The sequence below is a fragment of the Zoogloea sp. LCSB751 genome (assembly GCF_002028455.1).
In the GTDB taxonomy this organism is placed as follows: Bacteria; Pseudomonadota; Gammaproteobacteria; order Burkholderiales; family Rhodocyclaceae; genus Zoogloea.
In genome coordinates this window covers 265,721-284,938 of sequence record NZ_MWUM01000003.1, presented here as the reverse complement: position 1 = coordinate 284,938, position 19,218 = coordinate 265,721, and the positions used below count along the sequence as shown (strand labels likewise).

General features: G+C 62.1%; 18 protein-coding genes. 13 read left to right on the top strand and 5 right to left on the bottom strand.

The annotated features are described in order from the left end of the window. Positions 1–79: 79 nt before the first annotated feature. The 12 genes from B4920_RS05805 to B4920_RS05750 are packed head-to-tail and all read left to right on the top strand — an operon-like array spanning position 80 to position 13,365. Positions 80–2,992, top strand: coding sequence for a FimV/HubP family polar landmark protein (locus tag B4920_RS05805; protein WP_254050841.1), 2,913 nt, complete (start codon positions 80–82; stop codon positions 2,990–2,992). Between the two features lie 29 nt (positions 2,993–3,021). Beyond that, positions 3,022–3,624, top strand: a complete 603-nt coding sequence (locus tag B4920_RS05800; protein ID WP_079433665.1) for a CbiQ family ECF transporter T component — start codon at positions 3,022–3,024, stop codon at positions 3,622–3,624. Further along, positions 3,621–4,415, top strand: a complete 795-nt coding sequence (truA, locus tag B4920_RS05795; RefSeq protein ID WP_079433664.1) for a tRNA pseudouridine(38-40) synthase TruA — start codon at positions 3,621–3,623, stop codon at positions 4,413–4,415. Before B4920_RS05800 ends, truA begins: the two co-directional genes overlap by 4 nt. 5 nt (positions 4,416–4,420) lie before the next feature. Beyond that, positions 4,421–5,044 (top strand): phosphoribosylanthranilate isomerase, encoded by a 624-nt coding sequence (locus B4920_RS05790; RefSeq protein WP_079433663.1) that lies wholly within the window; start codon positions 4,421–4,423, stop codon positions 5,042–5,044. Next, complete coding sequence (trpB, locus tag B4920_RS05785; protein ID WP_079433662.1) at positions 5,031–6,242, top strand: tryptophan synthase subunit beta; 1,212 nt, start codon at positions 5,031–5,033, stop codon at positions 6,240–6,242. The genes B4920_RS05790 and trpB overlap by 14 nt, the downstream gene beginning before the upstream one ends. A gap of 58 nt (positions 6,243–6,300) precedes the next feature. Next, complete coding sequence (gene trpA, locus B4920_RS05780; RefSeq protein WP_079433661.1) at positions 6,301–7,110, top strand: tryptophan synthase subunit alpha; 810 nt, start codon at positions 6,301–6,303, stop codon at positions 7,108–7,110. Next, on the top strand, positions 7,107–7,982 hold the full coding sequence (gene accD / locus B4920_RS05775; RefSeq protein WP_079433660.1) for an acetyl-CoA carboxylase, carboxyltransferase subunit beta: 876 nt from the start codon (positions 7,107–7,109) through the stop codon (positions 7,980–7,982). The genes trpA and accD overlap by 4 nt, the downstream gene beginning before the upstream one ends. 3 nt (positions 7,983–7,985) lie before the next feature. Next, the gene (folC, locus tag B4920_RS05770; RefSeq protein ID WP_079433659.1) at positions 7,986–9,260 is read left to right on the top strand and encodes a bifunctional tetrahydrofolate synthase/dihydrofolate synthase; all 1,275 of its coding nucleotides are present in this window, start codon (positions 7,986–7,988) and stop codon (positions 9,258–9,260) included. Continuing rightward, on the top strand, positions 9,229–10,137 hold the full coding sequence (locus B4920_RS29445) for an SPOR domain-containing protein (RefSeq protein WP_079433658.1): 909 nt from the start codon (positions 9,229–9,231) through the stop codon (positions 10,135–10,137). Before folC ends, B4920_RS29445 begins: the two co-directional genes overlap by 32 nt. 12 nt (positions 10,138–10,149) lie before the next feature. Next, entirely contained in the window at positions 10,150–10,641 is a 492-nt protein-coding gene (locus B4920_RS05760; protein ID WP_079433657.1) for a CvpA family protein, read from the top strand. Between the two features lie 10 nt (positions 10,642–10,651). Then, the gene (gene purF, locus B4920_RS05755) at positions 10,652–12,181 is read left to right on the top strand and encodes an amidophosphoribosyltransferase (protein WP_079433656.1); all 1,530 of its coding nucleotides are present in this window, start codon (positions 10,652–10,654) and stop codon (positions 12,179–12,181) included. 2 nt (positions 12,182–12,183) lie between these two features. Then, a complete protein-coding gene (locus B4920_RS05750; protein WP_079433655.1) occupies positions 12,184–13,365 on the top strand; it encodes an O-succinylhomoserine sulfhydrylase in 1,182 nt (393 codons plus the stop codon). 19 nt (positions 13,366–13,384) lie between these two features. On the opposite strand, the gene B4920_RS05745 is transcribed toward B4920_RS05750, so the two are convergent. Genes B4920_RS05745 through B4920_RS05725 form a run of 5 tightly spaced genes read right to left on the bottom strand, consistent with a single transcriptional unit; the run spans position 13,385 to position 17,527 of the window. Further along, positions 13,385–14,122: a UDP-2,3-diacylglucosamine diphosphatase gene (locus tag B4920_RS05745; protein ID WP_079433654.1), complete on the bottom strand. Its 738-nt coding sequence runs from the start codon at positions 14,120–14,122 to the stop codon at positions 13,385–13,387. Positions 14,123–14,143: 21 nt separating this feature from the next. Then, positions 14,144–14,638: a peptidylprolyl isomerase gene (locus B4920_RS05740; protein WP_079433653.1), complete on the bottom strand. Its 495-nt coding sequence runs from the start codon at positions 14,636–14,638 to the stop codon at positions 14,144–14,146. Between the two features lie 30 nt (positions 14,639–14,668). Beyond that, positions 14,669–15,238 (bottom strand): peptidylprolyl isomerase, encoded by a 570-nt coding sequence (locus B4920_RS05735; protein WP_079433652.1) that lies wholly within the window; start codon positions 15,236–15,238, stop codon positions 14,669–14,671. Positions 15,239–15,269: 31 nt separating this feature from the next. Beyond that, the gene (locus B4920_RS05730) at positions 15,270–16,502 is read right to left on the bottom strand and encodes a murein L,D-transpeptidase family protein (protein ID WP_254050840.1); all 1,233 of its coding nucleotides are present in this window, start codon (positions 16,500–16,502) and stop codon (positions 15,270–15,272) included. Next, complete coding sequence (locus B4920_RS05725) at positions 16,469–17,527, bottom strand: tetratricopeptide repeat protein (RefSeq protein WP_079433650.1); 1,059 nt, start codon at positions 17,525–17,527, stop codon at positions 16,469–16,471. Before B4920_RS05725 ends, B4920_RS05730 begins: the two co-directional genes overlap by 34 nt. 207 nt (positions 17,528–17,734) lie before the next feature. Between B4920_RS05725 and cysS the strand changes: the two genes are divergently transcribed. Beyond that, positions 17,735–19,117, top strand: coding sequence for a cysteine--tRNA ligase (gene cysS, locus B4920_RS05720; RefSeq protein ID WP_079433649.1), 1,383 nt, complete (start codon positions 17,735–17,737; stop codon positions 19,115–19,117). Positions 19,118–19,218: the final 101 nt, after the last annotated feature.

The following is a 19,218-nucleotide window of genomic DNA, read 5'->3' as shown; positions in this document are numbered from 1 at the left end:
TTCAAAAACGGCTTGAACTTGCCACTCCAAACCCATGATGTTATGTTCATCAATAACTTGATTCTAACAATCAGCCTTCGTGCATAAGAACCCTGTGAATAGCCGGCTCAAGCTCACCCTGCTCGCCGCTTCCATCAGCGCGCTCTCCCTTGGTGCCAATGCGGCCGGTTTGGGGCGAATCACCGTCCTGAGCGGTCTGGGCCAGCCCTTGCGGGCCGAGGTCGAGGTCGCGGCCACTCCCGACGAACTCCAGAACATGACGGCACGGCTCGCGTCAGCGGAGGCTTTCCGGCAGGCCGGTGTCGATTACGCGCCGTCTATCAATGGCCTGCGCATGGCCATCGAGAGGCGAGGCGGTGGTGCTATTGTGAAGGTCAGCAGTGACAGGCCGATCAACGAGCCCTTTGTCGATATGCTGGTGGAGTTGAATTGGGCGGCTGGCCGCTTGATTCGCGAGTACACCTTCCTTCTGGATCCACCTGATACCGGGGCAGGGCGTCATGCCGCGCCGGTGATCGCTCCGGAGGTTCGTTCGAATTTCACGGCACGCCGTGTCGAGGCATCTGCCCCGGTGCGTCGCCAGGCTCCGGCGGGGCGCGCACCGCGGGAGAGTGGGGCCGCAGGCAAGACCTATCTGGTCAAGCCCGGCGATACGCTTCACCGGATCGCGGCTGAGAATCGCCCGGATGGTGTTTCGATGGAGCAGATGCTGGCAGCCCTGTTCCAAGGCAACCGCTCCGCGTTTGATGCCAGTGATGTCAATCGGCTGCAGGCCGGAAAGATCCTGCGCCTTCCCGATGCGGAGACCGCGCGGCAACTTGCTGCCGGTGGTGAGCGCGGTCAGATTGTCGGTAAATCCGCCGATTTCGGGCGGTATCGGCAGAAGTTGGCTGAACAGGCCGTCAATGCGCCAGCGAAGGAGGCGCCGGCTCGCCAGGGAGGCGGTGGCCGGATTGGCGCCAAGGTGGACGATCGGGCGGCAACTGCGGCGGGTTCGACGGATCAGCTGAAGGTTTCTAAGAGCGACGAAGGTCGGGCAGGCGCGCTCGGCGGGGATAAGTCCGGAGCCAGACTGCAGGCGCTGGAAGAGGATCTGGTCTCTCGCGACAAGGCGTTGAAGGAAGCGAACAATCGGCTCGCCGATCTTGAAAAGAGCATCAGGGAGCTTCAGCGGTTGGTTGAGTTGAAGAGCCAGGGGTTGGCCCAGACGGCCGAGCAGGCCAAGCCGGCAGCTCCTGCGCTGCCTGCTGCTCCGGTGGAGGCGGCATCCAGTGCGCCGGCGACCCCTGCCGCTGCCGAGGCTGACAAGCCCGAGCAGGTAAAAGTGCCAGATCCCGTGCCTGAAACCAAGCCTGAGCCGCCGGCTGCTCCTGCACCCCAACCGGTGCCTGCGCCTCCGAAGCCCGCTGAAGCGGTCCCTCCGGCAGAAGTCTCCGATGATCTTTCCTTGTTTTTGGGCGGGGGCGGAATTCTCGCCCTCTTGCTGGGCTGGGGAGGGTACAAGGTCTATCAGCGTCGTCGTGCCCAGGCGGCGCCGACCACGACTTCCGCGTTGTCGGAATTCGGAGAGGCCTCGAACTCCGTGTTCGGGAGTTCTGGTGGCCAAAGCGTGGACACCGGAAGCAGCAGCCAGATCCAGACCGATTTCAGTCAGTCCGGCCTATCGTCGATCGACACCGATGAAGGGGTCGATCCGGTTGCTGAAGCCGATGTATATATGGCTTACGGCCGGGATGCGCAGGCTGAAGAGATCCTGCTCGATGCCTTGAAGACCGATCCGGGGCGCACTGGGGTTCATCTGAAGCTGCTCGAGATTTATGCGCAGCGGAAGAACTTGAAGCAATTCGAGACGACGGCGACGGAACTTTATTCGTTGACGGGTGGTAACGGGCAGGATTGGGAAAAGGCTGCAGCCCTTGGGCGCAAGGTGGATCCCGATAGCCCTCTGTACCGTATTCCTACTCCTGGTGCCGCTTCTAACGTGATCGTTGCGGCGCCGGCGCCACAGACGGTTGCGCCGGCTGCGACGGGGTTTGGACAGGCACAGACCTCCCAGGTCCAAGCGCGGGCGCTTGAGCCGCGGGAGCCGGCGCCGGCCACGGGCCACGATGATCCGTTGGAGTCGCCCTCTCAGCTGAAAGATACTTGGGCTTTGCCGGGTGAGCTTAATCAGTATGCCAGCCTTGAGGATATCGGGCGTGTTGCGCCCGCTGCGGCGGGTACGGAGGCTTCGGCCGCCGCGCCGGATGCCGGCATGCTCGATTTTGATCTGGATCTCAACGCGGATAGCGCAACGGGCCATGAAGAAGTTGCGGGCGGAGGCCAGTCCCCAACGGTCAGCTCCCTGGACTTCGATCTCGGATTCGATCACGAGCCTGCGCCGTCGCCGCAAACGACCCGGTTGGCAGGTGGGGATCGCATGCCGGCGAGCCTTGAGGCCACGTCGACGCGTCCCCAGCGCGTGACGGATGATTTCAGTCTGCCTGACCCCAGCGATCTCGATTTCGAAATCAGTTCGGAGTTTGGGGAGCACAAGCTTGAGCCGGCATCCGAAGCAACGGTCAACGTGGATCTCACCGCAACACTCGCCGATGAGCCACTTCGCGAAGAGGCCGGTGCTGCCACGATGGATCTGGAAAAGACCAGTTTTGACAGCAGCCTGCTCGACTTCGATTTCGAACTCGACGAGAAGCTGGACGACAAGATGACGGCGACGCGTCCGTTCGATCCGGTCGTCAATCTCGACTCGATCGACCTCGAATTGCCTTCGGACGCCGACACCGTGGCGGAACTCCCGGACGCAGGCCCTCCGACCGAGCCTCCGCTCGATCTGGAACTGCAGCAGGAGGTGGCGACCAAGCTGGAGTTGGCGCGTGCTTATGAGGAAATGGGTGACAAGGATGGCGCGCGGGAACTGGTTGAGGAGGTCTTGCGGGAAGGTGCCGCGGTGCAAAAGGAGGAAGCACGCAAGATCCTCGCTCGTCTTTCGTGAGGTCATGCCTCCCACTTGATGAAGCCGCAATGATTTCCTTCCACCCGGCGACACGCCTTGTCGCCTGGGCGGCGTTGGCAGTGCTGGCGCAACTGGCCCGAGGTCCCTGGTTATGGGGTCTCGGGCTTGTTGTTCTGATGGCGGCCCTTATATTTGCCCGGCATCGGGCAGGGCGGCTTGTGAAACGGGTTCGTATCCTGCTCCTCGTGCTGTGGGTACTTTTTGCGCTGTTCACTCCCGGAGAGCTGGTTGTCCCGCTGCTGGGGAGCGCCGGGCCTACGCAGGAGGGCTTGGCTGCGGCGGCCATGCATTGCGCTCAGCTGCTCGTTGTGGTGCTCCTGGTGGCTGTCCTGCTCGAATCGACACGGGATCAGGAACTGATTGCTGGTCTGATGGTGCTGGCTCGACCGTTGGCGGTGCTGGGGTTGCCGGTGGAGCGGCTGGCGGTCCGGGTGCTGCTGGTGTTTCGTTATGTGGAGAGTCCACCCGACGGTGGCTGGCGTGCCTTGTTGGTTCATGACGATGGGGTGACTACGATGGAAAGTCTGCGCATACGGACTGTTCCGCTGCGCTGGTGGGATGGTGTAGTTGCTGGGGTGGTGGTGTTGATCTTGTTGGGAGCGCTCCGTTGAGAGTCGCGATTGGCGTCGAGTACGCCGGGAATGCTTTTCTGGGCTGGCAAACTCAGCCTCACGGACGGACTGTTCAGGATGTGCTGGAGCGGGCACTGGCCATCATTGCTCAGCATCCCGTGGCAGTGGTGTGTGCCGGACGTACGGATACCGGTGTGCACGGCAGCATGCAGGTGGCCCATTTCGACACGGTCGCCCAGCGTCCGCTCGAGGCCTGGGTACGTGGCGTCAATAGCCATCTTCCGGCAAGTGTTGGCGTGTTGTGGGCCGTCGAGGTGGATGAGGATTTTCATGCACGCTTCAGCGCTGAGTCCCGGCACTATCGTTACGTGTTGCTCAACCGGAGGGTGCGTCCCAGTTTGCTGGAGGGGCGCGTGGGCTGGATGCATGGTGAGTTCGATGTAGAGCGGATGGCGAGCGCGGCGCAGTGCCTGATCGGGACCCACGATTTCACCTCGTTTCGAGCTGCTGAGTGCCAGGCCAAGTCTCCGGTGCGACACATGCACTCGCTGCGCATTCGGCGTGAGGGGGAGGTCGTGCTGTTCGACTTTCACGCCAATGCGTTCCTTCATCACATGATCCGCAACCTGGTGGGCTCGCTGGTTTATGTGGGGCTTGGGCGCAAATCCGTGGAGTGGATGGCGGAGTTGCTTGCCGTGCGGGATAGAACCCGGGCAGCGCCGACCTTCGCGCCCGGAGGCTTGTACCTGTCTGGCGTCGAGTATCCTGACCGGTGGCCCTTGCCTGGCCGCGGGCGTATCATCGCGCCTCCCCAACTCCTTGTACCGTGAGTGCCATGCATCGTACGCGCATCAAGATCTGTGGCCTGACCCGGGAGGAGGACGTCCTGGCTGCCGTAAACGCCGGGGCGGACGCCATCGGCTTCGTCTTCTATCCACCCAGTCCGCGTTTCGTGAGTTTCGAGCGGGCCGCCGAGTTGGCCCGACTGGTGCCGCCGTTCGTCTCCACTGTCGGCTTGTTCGTCAATGCCGAGCGCAGCTATATTGCGGAGGCTCGTGCTGCGGTACCCCTACAGGTGCTGCAGTTCCACGGGGATGAGAGCGAGAGCCAGTGTATCGGATACGGCCTGCCCTACATCAAGGCGGCGCGGATGCGGCCCGGGCTTGATCTGCTAAAATACGCAGCTTGCTACCCCAGTGCCCAAGGTTTGCTCCTTGATGCCTTCGTGGAAGGCTATGGAGGCGGGGGCGAGACTTTTGACTGGTCGCTGATTCCTTCCGGGCTGCCTGTGCCGCTGATCCTGTCCGGTGGACTGCATGCGGGCAATGTCACGGAGGCAGTGCAGCGCGTCCAGCCCTGGGCCGTGGATGTGTCCAGTGGCGTGGAGGCGGCCAAGGGCGTCAAGGACGCCGCCAGAATCACCGAATTTGTTGCTGGAGTTCGACATGCACATGGCTGATGCCCCTTACGATCTACCCGATGCGCGCGGCCATTTTGGTCCCTATGGCGGCGTATTTGTCGCGGAAACCTTGATTCCGGCGCTGACCGAGCTGCGTCAGGCCTATGAAGCCGCCCAGCAGGATCAGGCCTTTATGGCTGAGTACGCCTATGAGCTCAAGCACTATGTGGGGCGTCCGAGCCCCATCTACCATGCCAAGCGCTGGTCCGGACTGCTCGGCGGTGCGCAGATCTACCTGAAGCGTGAAGACCTCAACCATACGGGTGCTCACAAGGTCAATAACTGCATTGGCCAGGCCATGCTGGCCCGTCGGATGGGTAAGCCGCGGGTCATCGCCGAGACTGGCGCCGGCCAGCATGGTGTCGCGACGGCAACGGTTGCGGCCCGCTACGGCATGGAGTGTGTTGTTTACATGGGGTCGGAAGACGTGCGTCGGCAGGCGGCCAATGTCTATCGCATGAAGCTTCTGGGCGCGACGGTGGTGCCTGTGGAAAGCGGCTCCAAGACCCTCAAGGATGCGCTCAATGAAGCGATGCGCGACTGGGTCACCAACATCGGCAATACCTTCTACATCATCGGTACGGTGGCGGGGCCGCATCCTTATCCGATGATGGTGCGTGACTTCCAAAAGATCATCGGCGAAGAATGCATCGAGCAGATGCCCGAGATGGCCGGTCGCCAGCCCGATTATGTGATCGCCTGCGTGGGTGGCGGCTCCAATGCGATGGGGATCTTCTACCCGTACATCGAGCACAAGGACGTCCATCTCGTCGGTGTCGAGGCTGCTGGTAGCGGGATCGAAACCGGTCATCACGCCGCATCCCTGTCGGCGGGGCGTCCCGGTGTCCTGCATGGCAACAGGACTTATCTCCTGCAGAACGAGGACGGGCAGATCATCGAGACCCACTCGATTTCCGCGGGTCTGGACTACCCGGGCGTTGGTCCGGAGCATGCATGGCTCAAGGACATCGAGCGCGCCGAGTACGTGGGGATCACTGACGCGGAAGCCCTGAAGGCATTTCACGATCTGTGCCGCTTCGAAGGGATCATCCCGGCGCTGGAGTCGTCCCATGCCCTGGCTTATGCGGCCAAGCTGGCACCGACCCTGCCGAAGGACAAGGTCCTGCTCGTCAATCTTTCCGGCCGGGGTGACAAGGATATGCATACCGTCGCCGAGAAGTCCGGCATCCAGTTTTAACCTTTTCACAGCCCTGCCGGCCAAGGCCGGCAGGGCTGCTGATCATTCGTACCCATTCATGTCCAGAATTCAACGAACCTTCAAGCGGCTCGAAGGCGAAGGCCGCAAGGCGCTCATCCCGTTCATCACCGCCGGAGATCCCGTTCCCGAGATGACTTTGCCGCTGATGCAGGCGTTGGTGGCGGGCGGCGCCGATGTCATTGAGCTCGGCGTTCCGTTCTCCGATCCGATGGCTGACGGGCCGACCATTCAGCGTGCGTCCGAAAGAGCCCTGGCTGCCGGCATGAGCCTGCGAAAGGTGCTCGAGATCGTCCGGGCGTTCCGGGCAACGGGGGATGAAACTCCGATCGTGCTGATGGGCTACGCCAATCCGATCGAAGCCATGGGGCTGGACGCTTTCACGCGTGCGGCGATGGATGCCGGTGCCGATGGCGTGCTGGTGGTGGATTATCCGCCCGAAGAGTGCCAGGGCTTTGCTGACGCGTGTCGTGCCGCTGGCCTCGATCCGATCTTTCTGTTGGCGCCGACGTCCACCGAACAACGCTTCGCCGATGTGGCCGCAGCCGGTAGTGGCTACATATATTACGTCTCCCTCAAAGGTGTGACAGGCTCGGCGACCCTCGACCTGGATGAGGTTGCCCGGCGCATCCCTGTCATTCGCGAGAAGGTCGGCATGCCGGTTGGCGTCGGCTTCGGAATCCGCGATGCAGCGACGGCGGCGCGGGTTGCCGGTCTCGCCGATGCGGTGGTGATCGGTAGTCGCATCATCGAGGAAATTGAGCAAAGCGAGCGTGCTGAAGCGCCTGCCCGGGTGCAGGCCTTCATCCGGGGCATCCGTGACGCGATCGACGCGGGAGGGCAACAATGAGCTGGCTGACCAAGCTGCTGCCTCCCAAGATCAAACGGGATGCGCCGTCTGCGCGCAAATCGATTCCCGAGGGCTTGTGGAGCAAGTGCCCGTCCTGCGAGGCGGTGCTCTACCGGTCCGATCTGGAGAGCAACCTCAATGTCTGCCCGAAGTGCGGGCATCACCAGCGTATTCGTGCGCGTCAGCGCATCGATTTCCTGCTCGATCCGGAAGGGCGTTTCGAGATCGGTGCCGAAGTGGTGCCCGTTGATCCCCTTAAGTTCAAGGATTCCAAGCGCTATCCGGACCGGCTTGCTGCGGCCAATGAGGATACCGGTGAGGCCGATGCCCTGGTGGTGGTGCAGGGGGCGATCAAGACCGTGCCGGTAGTCGTGGCGTGCTTCGAGTTCGAGTTTCTCGGCGGCTCCATGGGCTCGGTGGTCGGCGAGCGCTTCGTGCGTGGCGTCAAGGCGGCGCAGGAGCAGCGTCTGCCGTTCATCTGCGCGACGGCCACCGGCGGTGCTCGGATGCAGGAAGGTCTGTTTTCCCTGATGCAGATGGCCAAGACCACGGCGGCCATCACGCGTCTTGCCGAGCGCCGTCTGCCGTTCATCACCCTGCTGACCGACCCGACGATGGGCGGGGTATCGGCAAGTTTTGCCTTCATGGGTGATCTCGTGATCGGCGAGCCGGGTGCCCTGATCGGTTTTGCCGGTCCGCGGGTCATCGAGCAGACCGTACGTGAAACTTTGCCGGAAGGCTTCCAGCGCTCCGAGTTCCTGCTCGAAAAGGGCGCCCTGGACATGATCATCGACCGGCGTGAACTGCGCGATCGGCTCCCCGAACTCATTACTCTCCTCACGCGCCAGCCTTCGGTTGGCGGTGTTGCCTGATCCATGCAATTGCCCGAAACCCTTGCAGGCTGGTTGAGCCTGCTGGAAGCGCGTCACGGTCAGGCCATCCAACTCGGTCTCGACCGGATTCGCCAGGTTCGCGATGCATTGAATCTGCCCCAAACCTGCCCGGTCTTTACCGTCGGGGGTACGAATGGAAAGGGTTCCACGTGCGCACTACTGGAGTCGGTGCTGCTGGCTGCCGGCTACCGCGTAGGCTTGTACACGTCGCCCCATCTGCTGCGTTACAACGAGCGTGTGCGCATTGCCGGTCACGAGGTGGATGATCAGGTTCTGGTCGAAGCCTTCGCAGAAGTGGAGCGGGCCCGGGGCGAGACGCCGCTGACCTATTTCGAGCATGGTACGTTGGCTGCCTGGGTGGCGTTCTGCCGGGCTGGGCTCGAGGCGATCATCCTTGAAGTCGGTTTGGGCGGACGGCTCGATGCCGTCAATGTCTTTGAGCCCGATTGCGCCATCGTCACCAGCGTTGCCCTGGACCACATGGAGTTCCTGGGCAACGATCGGGAGGCCATTGGTTTCGAGAAGGCCGGCATCTTCCGGGCTGGCAAGCCGGCGATCTGCAGTGATCCGCTGCCGCCCGCATCCTTGCTGGCTCACGCCGAGGCCATCGGTGCCAGGCTGCTGGTCAGCGGCCGCGATTTCGGTTTTGCCGGCGATCAGCAGCAGTGGGCCTTCTGGCTGGCGGGTGGGGCTCGGCGCGGAGGGTTGGCTTATCCGGCGTTGCGCGGTACCAATCAACTGCTCAACGCCTCGGCCGTGATGGCGGCTTGCGAGTTGGTGCGCGATATCCTGCCGGTGCCAATGCAGGCGATCCGTCAGGGATTCATGCTGGTGGATCTGCCGGGACGCTTCCAGGTGCTGCCTGGGCGCCCGTCGGTGATTCTCGATGTGGCCCACAACCCGCAGGCTGCCGGGGTGCTCAACGAGAACCTCGCGAGCATGGGCTTTTTCCCTGAAACCTGGGCTGTCATTGGCATGCTGGCCGATAAGGACGTTCCCGGCGTGATCCGCCTGCTGCGTGATCGTGTGGACCACTGGTTGGTTGCGACGTTGCCCGGGCCGCGGGGCTTGAGTGCCGGGCGTCTCGCCGGAATCCTGCGGGAGGCGGGGGTGAGTGTCGATATCTCGGAGTTCGGTTCGCCGAATGCTGCTTATCAGGCGGCGCGTGACCGGGCTGCCGAGGGTGATAGAATCGTGGTCTTTGGCTCCTTCCTTACGGTAGCCGATGTTCTGGCTGCGGCCGGGACATCCAAATAGGTATTGCAGCAAGATGGCCGATAACGATTCCCAGATCGACCTGAAGAAGCGCGCCCGTCGTCGCCTGGTGGGGTCTGCGGCGCTGGCGCTCGCCGCGGTGATCATCCTGCCGATGGTCATGGATCACGAGCCGCGGCAAACCGTCCCCGATGTGCAGATCCGGATTCCGAGCCAGGAAGGTGGCAACTTCACATCGCGGGTGATCACCGGCAAGGCGCCGGCACCGTCACAGCCGGTTGCGGGTACTGTCGCCGAGGAGACGGTCGCTCCGGAGGTGGACGACGGGGCGCATCACAAGGAGGACGGGGACCTGCCTCCGCCCTTGCTGAAACCGGGACAGGAACTGCTTCCTCCTTCCCGGCTCAAGAAAGCCGACTTGGCAAAGCCCGATCCTCGGCCCGAGCCGCCCAAAAAAACGGAGATCAAATCCGAACCCCTCAAAAAGCCCGAATCCAAGCCCGAGTCTCCCAAAAAGGCCGAGACCAAGCCCGATGTAAAAAAGCCTGAGGCCAAGCTCGAAGCCAAGTCCGACCCCAAGCAGAAGGAACGGGAGCGGGAGAAGGAAAAAGAGAAGGCCGAGGCGGACAAGGCTCGCGCTGATGCCGAGCGCGCAAAGGCGCTGCTCACAGGCGTTGCACCCAAGGAGCCGAGTGGCGGCGCTCACGTCGTGATGCTTGGCGCCTATCGCGAGAGCGCGAACGTGACAAGTCTGCGCGCCAAGTTGAAGGCAGAAGGCTACGCTTCATATGTAGAGCCTTTGGGCGACAAGATCCGGGTGCGTGCAGGTCCTTTCCCCAACAAGGTGGCGGCCGACAAGGCGGCGGCACGGATCAGCAAGATCCTCGGGGTGCAGGCATCCGTGGCATCGAAACCCTGACGTGCGACGCTCTTGAACGGGTTTGATTATTTCCTGCTGGCCGTCGTGGGCGTATCGGCAGTTCTGGGTTTTTGGCGGGGCCTGCTTTCGGAGCTGGTTGCGCTGTGTGCGTGGGTGTTGGCCTTCCTGGCTGCAAGAGCTCTCACCGCGAGTGTGCAACCCTATGTTGCGGTCCTGGTTAAGGAGCCGGTGCTGCAGGTGCCGGCGGCATTTATTTCGATTTTTATTGTCGTACTGATTCTAGTGGCGATCCTGCGTTGGGCCCTTGGCGAACTTGTGCGAGCCGCCGGGCTGGGATTTGCGGATCGTTTTCTCGGGGCATGTTTTGGCGCTGTCCGAGGCGGTGTGATCGTGTTCGCAGTGGCGTTGCTCGTCGGACTCGGCGGCTTCGCCGGCAGTGCGTGGTGGCAGGGGGCGAGCTTGTCGGCTCCCCTTGAAACTGCTGCAATGGCGTCCAGACCGTGGCTCCCCGAGCTTCTGGCAAAGAGACTTAGATACCGATAGGTGGTTTGAAATGTGTGGCATTCTGGGCGTAGTAGCGACAACCCCCGTCAATCAGCTCCTTTATGATGGCCTGCAGGTGCTTCAACACCGTGGCCAGGACGCAGCGGGTATCGCCACTGCGGAAGGCGGGCGGTTTCACATGCACAAGGCGTCGGGCCTGGTGCGCGACGTGTTCCGGACCCGGAACATGCGGGATTTGCCTGGCAACCTGGGTATCGCCCATGTTCGATATCCGACGGCCGGTTCGGCTTCGGCCGCCGCAGAGGCGCAGCCCTTCTACGTCAATTCGCCCTTCGGCATCATGCTTGCCCACAACGGCAACCTGACCAACTCGGAAGAGCTGAAGCGGGAGATGTTCCTGTCCGATCTTCGGCACATCAACACCAATTCCGATTCTGAGGTGCTGCTCAATGTGCTGGCCCATGAACTGCAGGCTGCAGCCAAGAGTTTCCGTCTGGATGAGGAAACCGTGTTCGAAGCTGTCACGGGCGTGCACCGCCGTTGCCGTGGAGCCTATGCCACCGTGGCGATGATCTCCGGGACGGGGCTGCTGGCTTTTCGCGATCCCTACGGGATTCGCCCGTTGGTCATCGGTCGCAACGACACGCCCAAGGGCGTCGAGTGGCTGATTGCCTCCGAGAGTGTGGCGCTGGATGTGATGGGCTTCAAGCTGGTGCGTGACGTGGCGCCGGGCGAGGCGATCCTGATCGACACCGAAGGGCGCTTTCATAGCCGCCAGTGTGCAACCCACACGGTGCACGCCCCCTGTATGTTCGAGTTCGTCTATCTGGCCCGTCCGGACTCACTGATCGACGGCATCTCGGTGTACGACGCGCGCATCAACATGGGCAAGTCCCTGGCCAAGAAGCTGCGCGAAACCCTGCCGCACCTGAAGATCGACGTGGTCATTCCGATTCCCGATTCGAGTCGTCCGTCCGCAATGGAAATGGCTCATCGGCTGAACGTGCCGTACCGGGAAGGCTTTGTGAAGAACCGCTATATCGGTCGCACCTTCATCATGCCGGGGCAGGCGATCCGCAAGAAGTCGGTGCGCCAGAAGCTCAACACCATTCACCAGGAGTTCAAGGGCAAGGCTGTGCTGCTGGTGGATGACTCCATCGTGCGCGGCACCACCAGCCGCGAGATCGTCCAGATGGCGCGCGATGCCGGTGCGACCAAGGTGTACATGGCTTCCGCTGCGCCCCCGGTGCGTTATGCGAACGTTTATGGTATCGACATGCCGACCAAGGCGGAGTTGATTGCCAGCGACCGCACAGAAGAGGAAATCTGCGCCGAGATCGGTGCCGATGCGTTGATCTACCAGGACCTCGACGATCTCAAGGAGGCGGTCAAGGCCCTTAATCCGTCGATCTCCGTTTTCGAGACTTCCTGTTTCGATGGCACCTACGTCACGGGCGACGTGACCCAGGAGTACCTGAGCGGCGTCGAGAACCAGCGCAGCGATGCAGCCGGCAAGTCTGCTTCCGAAGAGGGCGGCGGCCAGATGGACCTCAACCTGATTTCCCGTAGCGAAAGTTGAAGATGAACCCCATGGATGACCTGGAGCTCGAGACACTGGCGGTACGCGCCGGCATCGCGCGCAGTCAGTTCAACGAGCACTCCGAGGCCTTGTATCTCACGTCGAGCTTTGTGTTCGAGAGTGCGGCCCAGGCCGCGGCGCGCTTCTCCGGTGAAGAGGAGGGCAACGTCTACGCTCGTTTCACCAATCCAACGGTTACGGCCATGCAGCAGCGCCTGGCCGCGCTGGAGGGGGCCGAGGCTTGCGTGGCGACCGCATCCGGCATGGCGGCGATCATGTCTACGGTGATGGCGTTGTTGAGTGCCGGCGATCATATCGTCGCTTCGCACGGCTTGTTCGGCGCCACCCAGCAGCTGTTCGGCAACATCTTGTCGCGCTTCGGCATCACGACGACTTTCGTGCCAGCCACGGACCTGGACGCCTATCGGGCGGCCGTGACGCCGACGACCAAGCTATTCTTTGTCGAGTCACCGTCCAACCCTCTGACCGAGCTGGTGGATGTTGCTGCCGTGGCCGCCGTCGCCCACGAGGCTGGTGCATTGCTGGCGGTGGACAACTGCTTCTGCTCGCCGGCCTTGCAACAGCCGCTCAAGCTCGGTGCCGATCTGGTGATCCACTCGGCCACCAAGTATCTTGATGGCCAGGGGCGGGTCCTCGGTGGTGCCGTATGCGGCAGCAGGGTTTTGGTGAACGAGGTATTCAAGTTTCTACGGACCGCAGGGCCGTGCATTTCGCCATTCAATGCGTGGGTGATCCTGAAGGGGCTCGAGACCCTCAAGATCCGGATGGCGGCCCAGTCCTCCAGTGCCCTGGAGCTGGCCCGCTGGCTTGAGGCACAGCCGCAGGTCGCGCGGGTGTTCTATCCCGGGCTGGAGTCCCATCCGCAGCATGTGCTGGCCCAGCGCCAGCAGAGCAGCGGTGGCGCAATCGTCAGCTTTGAAGTGAAGGGCGGCCGGGCTGAGGCCTGGAGGGTCGTGGATGCGACGCAGGTGGTGTCGATCACGGCCAATCTCGGCGACACCAAGACTACCCTGACGCATCCGGCGTCCACCACCCACGGCCGCATCTCGCCGGAGGCGCGTGAAGCTGCGGGCATTCGTGAAAGCCTGCTGCGTCTGGCGGTTGGGCTGGAGGCCGTCGACGACCTGAAGGCCGACCTGGCCCGTGGGTTGGCGCTGATCTGAAGGCGCTGTTGTAGGTCTGTCAGTTCAGGGGCTGGCGGGAGAGCTTTCCGTCAGCCCACACCAGCACTTCTCCAGAGACTCGTCCGGCCTGGATTCTCCAGTCTGCAAGCACCCAGCGTTGGCAGCCGTGCCCCTCCATATCCAGGGTGTGGACGGCCGGCCGATGGGTGTGTCCGTGAATCAGCAGCGGATAGCCATGTTCCCGGAGCAGGGAGGCGACCGCGTCTTCATTGACGTCCATGATCGCTGCGTCCTTTTCGGATTTGGCGGTTTCACTCTTCATGCGCACGCCAGCGATGATCTGTTTGCGTATTGCTAAGGGTTGCGCCAGGAATTGGGCTTGCCAGGCGGGGTCGCGCACTTGTTTCCGGAAAGCCTGATAGGCCAGATCGTCGGTGCACAAGCCGTCTCCATGGCACAGCAGGGTGCGCTGTTCGCTCAGCCGGATCAGCGTCGGTTCCTGCAGGATCTGCAGGTGGGCCCGGGTGGCGAATTCCTTGCCCAGCAGGAAATCGCGATTGCCAGCCATGAAGTAGACCTTGCCGCCGTCCGCGGCGAAGCGGGCAAGCGTTTCGGCAACCCCACGATTGAGCGGATCGTCGAGATCGTCATCACCGGCCCAGTATTCGAACAGGTCACCGAGTATGTAAACGCTGCCGGCCTCCCGGGCTGGTCCGGCCAGATAACGTTCGAACAGGGCGGTCAGGCTGGGGCGATCGGCGCTCAGGTGCAGATCGGAGATGAAATGGATTTGCATGGTGCCGGTCGCCCCTGATCCTTAGATGACTTCAGCGCGGGTAATTACCACATCTTCCTTCGGTACGTCCTGATGGAAGCCGGCAGAGCCGGTCTTGACGCCTTTGATCTTCTCGATGATGTCCAGGCCTTCGGTCACGCGGCCGAAGACACAGTAGCCCCAGCCCTGGATGTCGGGCGAGCGGTAGTTCAGGAAGTCGTTGTTGGCCACGTTGATGAAGAACTGGGCGGTGGCAGAGTGCGGATCCTGGGTGCGTGCCATGGCGACGGTGCCGGCGTCGTTCTTGAGGCCGTTGTCGGCTTCGTTCTTGATCGGCGCCTGGGTCGCCTTTTGCTTCATGCCCGGTTCGAAACCGCCGCCCTGGATCATGAAGCCGTTGATCACGCGGTGGAAGATCGTGTTGTCGTAGTGGCCGGCTTCAACGTAAGAGATGAAGTTCTTGACCGTTTCGGGGGCCTTGTCGGCGTCCAGTTCGATGACGATGTCGCCGTGGTTGGTGCTGAGTTTGACAGCCATGAGATGCTCCTGTGGGTAGGTGTGGGAGGGTTATTTGCCAGCCTGATCCGGCAGTTGGCGGACAGACTGAATGGTGATCGGGGTGGCGGGAACGTCCCGATGAAAGCCCCGGCTGGCAGTCGGGGTCTTGCCGATCTTGCGGACGATATCCATGCCGTTACTGACCTTGCCGAAGACCGCATAGCCTGCACCGTCGGGCGACGGATAGTTCAGCGGGCGGTTGTCCTCGAGATTGATGAAGAACTGGGCGGCCGCGGAGTTGGGGTCCTGGGTGCGCGCCATGGCAATGGTGCCGGCGTCGTTCTTGAGTCCGTTGCGGGCTTCATTCTCGATCGGGGCCCGCGTGCGCTTCTCTTCCATGCGGGCATTCATACCGCCGCCCTGGATCATGAAGCCGTCGATGACGCGATGAAAGATCAGTCCCTCGTAAAAGCCACTCTTCACGTATTCGAGAAAGTTGGCCACCGTCTTGGGGGCCTTCTCCGGGTAGAGCTCAAGCACGATGGTGCCTTCACTGGTCTTCATCTCGACCTGGGGATTGGCGGCTAGGGCAAAGAGACTGTGGCAGGCAAGTGCGAGGGTCAGGAGGGCTTTCTTCATGGGGTGTCCTTGGGTGCAGTGGTGATTGGGGTCAGGCGAAGCCTTCATAGACGATCTTCCAGCGACCTCGTTCTTTCTGCCAGTATTGACGTTTCTTGAGTACGTTGGAAAGGTTGTTGCTCCGGTAGTCCTGCTCGAAGGTGATCACGGCCATGTCCTGCTTGCCGGGGCTGCGGAAGATGCTCAGTTTTCCCAGTGCAACCTTGATCCAGGTCTTGCCGCCCGCAACCATCCGTTTCTGTTCGGCCCATTGTGCGTAACCGCCCTCATTGTTGCGGAACTGGCGGGAGTAGTGGGAGAGGTAGCGGTCCACGTGGCGGCCTTCCCAGTCCTTGCGCCAGGCCTCTACCTGTTGCAGAAGGGCGTCGCGTTCGGATCTCCAGTCTTCGATGTTGAGCCATTCCACGGTGTTGCTGATGATGACCGGCGTGATGCCGACCTGAAGGAATCCGGCGAGCCTGGCCAGATCCGGATTGGTCAGCACCACACAGCCGTCGGAGGCACGCGGTGGGCGGGAGTAAGTGTCGCTGGGCGTTCCATGTAGCCAGATGCCGTGACCGTCCCGTCCCTGCAGCCTGTCCCATTCGTTCGGGTAACTGATCGGAAACGCGCCATTGCCGTAGAAGTCGGACAGTTTCTGGGGCGGCAGGCTGGCGGTCACGTGATAGACACCGATGGGGGTGCGCTTGTCCCCTTCGCGCCCCTTCTCGGTACCCAGCTTGCCGTGCGTGATGTAGTAGTCGGTGATGAAGCGCGGTCGGCCGTCGTCGTTCTGATAGACGTACAGGCGCGACCGCAGGGTGTCCACCACGATGGCGTGTGTTTGTTCGGGCGCCATCTGAAGCAGGTAACGCGGTACGTAGTGGGCGGGCGGGCGGTTGCGATAGGCTTTCAGTCGGACAATCGCCTCTTCCCGCAGGTCGCTGAGCTTCTCTTCAGGTGCGCTGCTCGCGTTGCCGAAGGCGTCGAGAGGGCGGCTGCGCGCCAGCAGAAGATCTCCCCGAATCAGGTGAGCAAGCCGGAAGTTGGGATGCTGGGCGATGAGCGCCTCGGTTTGCGTCAGCGCATCATCCAGCCGGCTGCGCGAGATTGCCTGGATGATGGCGCCGAGCGCTGCGTCAGGGGTGGCCGCGGGAGCGGCTGCCGGAACGCCCGGCGTACCGGCAGCCAGCAGCGGACATGCCAGCAGCAGTGCCAGTGTTCCCCGCAAGACCACATGAATCCAGCGCATCAGTTGCCGACCCGCTCCTGCTGGATCAGCCATTTGCCGTCCTGCCAGATCAGCACCAGGGTCTTGCCGGACGAGGAGGATAGATTGGCCGAGCGGTAGTTCTGACGCAGTTTGACGGTGGCGCGATTGTTGTCGATACCGACGATCTTGAGGTTCTCGATCCCCACTTCGATTTCGCCTGGCTTAGACAGGCGTTGGCTGCGTTCATCCTCCCAAGTCTTGCGGTTCTGGCCCTTGGGAGGTTCGAAATCGCGCGCGTAATGGGCCAGATAGCCCTTGACGTCCTTCCGTGACCAGGCCGTGGCCCAGCTCTGTACCACCTTGGTGACGGCGGCACTGGAGTGGGCTGAGTCCTCTGCCGTGTCCAGGGCCCGTTTGGGGGCGAGCTTGGGCTCTTCCTTGGTGGCTATCGCCGACGCTGTCGTTGCTGGTGCAGTCGCAACGGCAGGAGTAGGTTTCGGCGCTGGGGGGGCGACAGGGGGCGGAGCGGCAGGCCGGGCGGGCAAGCTGGTGGGGGGCGCGGCCACGGGCGATTGTGGAATGGCCTTGGCGGGCGAGATGCTCATGATCTCGCGAATCATCGACAGCTTGCTCTGTGCAGCAGCGTTGGATGAGTCCAGGGACAAGGCCTTGTCATAGGCCTGGCTGGCGAGCCGGGCATAGATGTCGCCGAGGTTCTCGTGTGCTGTGGCGTAGCTGGGGTGCGTCCGGATGGCTGTTTCCAGGGCAGCCCGCGCCTTGTCGTATTGTTTCTGCTGTGCGTACAGTACGGCGAGGTTGTTGTAGGGCTCTGGCAGGTCAGGGTAGTCCTCGGTCAGCTTCTGAAACACCGCAATCGCGTCGGAATTGCGGTTGAGTTCTGCGAGGGCAACGCCTTTCAGGAAGCGCAGCTGCACATCGCGTGGCTTGCTTGCCAGCAGCGCGTCGCTACGTTCGACGACGCGCGCAAATTGACCTTGCTTGAGGAGTACCTGCAACTCCTGCACGGATTCGGCCTGAACCGGGCTGCACAGCAGGGCATGAAGGAACAGGGCGGCGGCCAGGGCTCGTTTTGACATGTGTTATTATCAGGCCCATGCGCAAGGCACGCAGGCTTTGTGTCGGGGTGGTTCGGCTACAAGTCTTTTATTTTACCAAGAAGCGTAGTTGCCGACCATGAGCACTCCCGGAGATGCCGTTGAGCATCCCGTTGGCGATGTCCGTTTCTGCTATGGGCGGGTTGCCGCCGTTTTAATTTCCCATTCGGTTTTCTAGCGGTCTTCCTCATGTTGAAAATTCATAACTCCCTTTCGCGCAAGAAGGAGCAGTTCAGTCCCATCGAACCTGGCAAGGTCCGCATGTATGTTTGCGGCATGACGGTTTATGACTACTGCCACCTGGGACATGCTCGCGTGATGGTGGTGTTCGACATGGTGGCGCGTTGGTTGCGTTCGAGCGGATATGCGGTGACCTACGTGCGGAACATTACCGACATCGACGACAAAATCATCAAGCGCGCGCAGGAAAACGGAGAGAGCATCCGCACGCTGACGGACCGTTTCATCGCGGCCATGCACGAGGATGCCGATGCGCTGGGGGTACTGCGTCCAGACCATGAGCCGCGCGCCACCGAGTTCGTTCCGTCGATGCAGCGCCTGATAGGTGATCTGGAGCGTCACGGCCTGGCCTACAAGGCGGCCAATTCGGATGTGTGCTATTCCGTGCGTAAGTTCGATGGCTACGGCAAGTTGTCAGGCAAGTCGCTCGACGAGCTGCGGGCGGGGGAGCGTGTGGAAGTTGCAGGTGGCAAGCAGGATCCGCTCGACTTTGTGCTGTGGAAGCATGCGCGCGCCGAGGAGCCGGATGAGGTCAAGTGGGAGTCCCCGTGGGGGCCCGGACGCCCAGGCTGGCATATCGAGTGCTCGGCAATGAGCTCCGAGCTGCTTGGCGATCATTTCGATATCCACGGTGGTGGAGCGGACCTGCAGTTCCCCCATCACGAGAACGAGATTGCGCAGAGCGAGGGAGCGCATCAGTGCTCTTTCGTCAATTACTGGATGCACAACGGTTTCGTTCGGGTGGACGATGAGAAGATGTCGAAGAGCCTCGGCAATTTCTTCACCATTCGCGACGTGTTGAAGGACTATGCGCCTGAAGTGGTGCGTTTCTTCATCCTGCGGGCCCACTACCGCAGCCCGCTCAATTATTCCGACGCCCACTTGGTGGATGCCCGCAACGCGCTATCGCGCCTGTATACGGCGTTGCGCAATGTTCCGGCGGCCCAGGCCGCGGCAATCGATTGGAGCACGCCGACTGCGGCACGCTTCAAGCTGGCCATGGACGACGACTTCAATACGGCGGAAGCCTTGTCGGTGCTGTTTGATCTGGCCAACGAGGTGAACCGTTCCCGGTCAGCCGAAGCTGCGGCTGAGCTCAAGGCGCTGGGCGGGGTGCTGGGATTGCTGGAGCAGGTGCCGACCACATTCCTGCAGGCTGGGGTCGATAGCGACGAAGGAGACTCTGCGGTGATCGAGGCCAAGATTGAAGCACGTATCGCGGCCAAGAAGGCGAAGAACTTCGCTGAGGCCGATCGGATTCGGGCCGAATTGCTGGCCGATGGAATCGCGCTCGAAGATACGCCCCAAGGGACGATCTGGCGGCGGGCCTGATTCAGGCTGTTCCGCCTTGGGCGGGCCCGAAGAGAGAAGGCCTCGCGAACCGACTGGTTTCGCGAGGCCTTCTGCTTTTTGAGGTACAGCTGCTGGGCGCT

Coding starts and splice junctions, on each gene's coding strand:
- B4920_RS05740 (WP_079433653.1), bottom strand. CDS start 14,638: ATGGCTGTCAAACTCAGCACCAACCACGGCGACATCGTCATCGAACTG.
- trpB (WP_079433662.1), top strand. CDS start 5,031: ATGCACATGGCTGATGCCCCTTACGATCTACCCGATGCGCGCGGCCAT.
- B4920_RS05735 (WP_079433652.1), bottom strand. CDS start 15,238: ATGAAGAAAGCCCTCCTGACCCTCGCACTTGCCTGCCACAGTCTCTTT.
- purF (WP_079433656.1), top strand. CDS start 10,652: ATGTGTGGCATTCTGGGCGTAGTAGCGACAACCCCCGTCAATCAGCTC.
- trpA (WP_079433661.1), top strand. CDS start 6,301: ATGTCCAGAATTCAACGAACCTTCAAGCGGCTCGAAGGCGAAGGCCGC.
- cysS (WP_079433649.1), top strand. CDS start 17,735: ATGTTGAAAATTCATAACTCCCTTTCGCGCAAGAAGGAGCAGTTCAGT.
- B4920_RS29445 (WP_079433658.1), top strand. CDS start 9,229: ATGTTCTGGCTGCGGCCGGGACATCCAAATAGGTATTGCAGCAAGATG.
- B4920_RS05800 (WP_079433665.1), top strand. CDS start 3,022: ATGATTTCCTTCCACCCGGCGACACGCCTTGTCGCCTGGGCGGCGTTG.
- B4920_RS05750 (WP_079433655.1), top strand. CDS start 12,184: ATGAACCCCATGGATGACCTGGAGCTCGAGACACTGGCGGTACGCGCC.
- folC (WP_079433659.1), top strand. CDS start 7,986: ATGCAATTGCCCGAAACCCTTGCAGGCTGGTTGAGCCTGCTGGAAGCG.
- B4920_RS05790 (WP_079433663.1), top strand. CDS start 4,421: ATGCATCGTACGCGCATCAAGATCTGTGGCCTGACCCGGGAGGAGGAC.
- B4920_RS05745 (WP_079433654.1), bottom strand. CDS start 14,122: ATGCAAATCCATTTCATCTCCGATCTGCACCTGAGCGCCGATCGCCCC.
- B4920_RS05730 (WP_254050840.1), bottom strand. CDS start 16,502: ATGGCTGATCCAGCAGGAGCGGGTCGGCAACTGATGCGCTGGATTCAT.
- B4920_RS05725 (WP_079433650.1), bottom strand. CDS start 17,527: ATGTCAAAACGAGCCCTGGCCGCCGCCCTGTTCCTTCATGCCCTGCTG.
- accD (WP_079433660.1), top strand. CDS start 7,107: ATGAGCTGGCTGACCAAGCTGCTGCCTCCCAAGATCAAACGGGATGCG.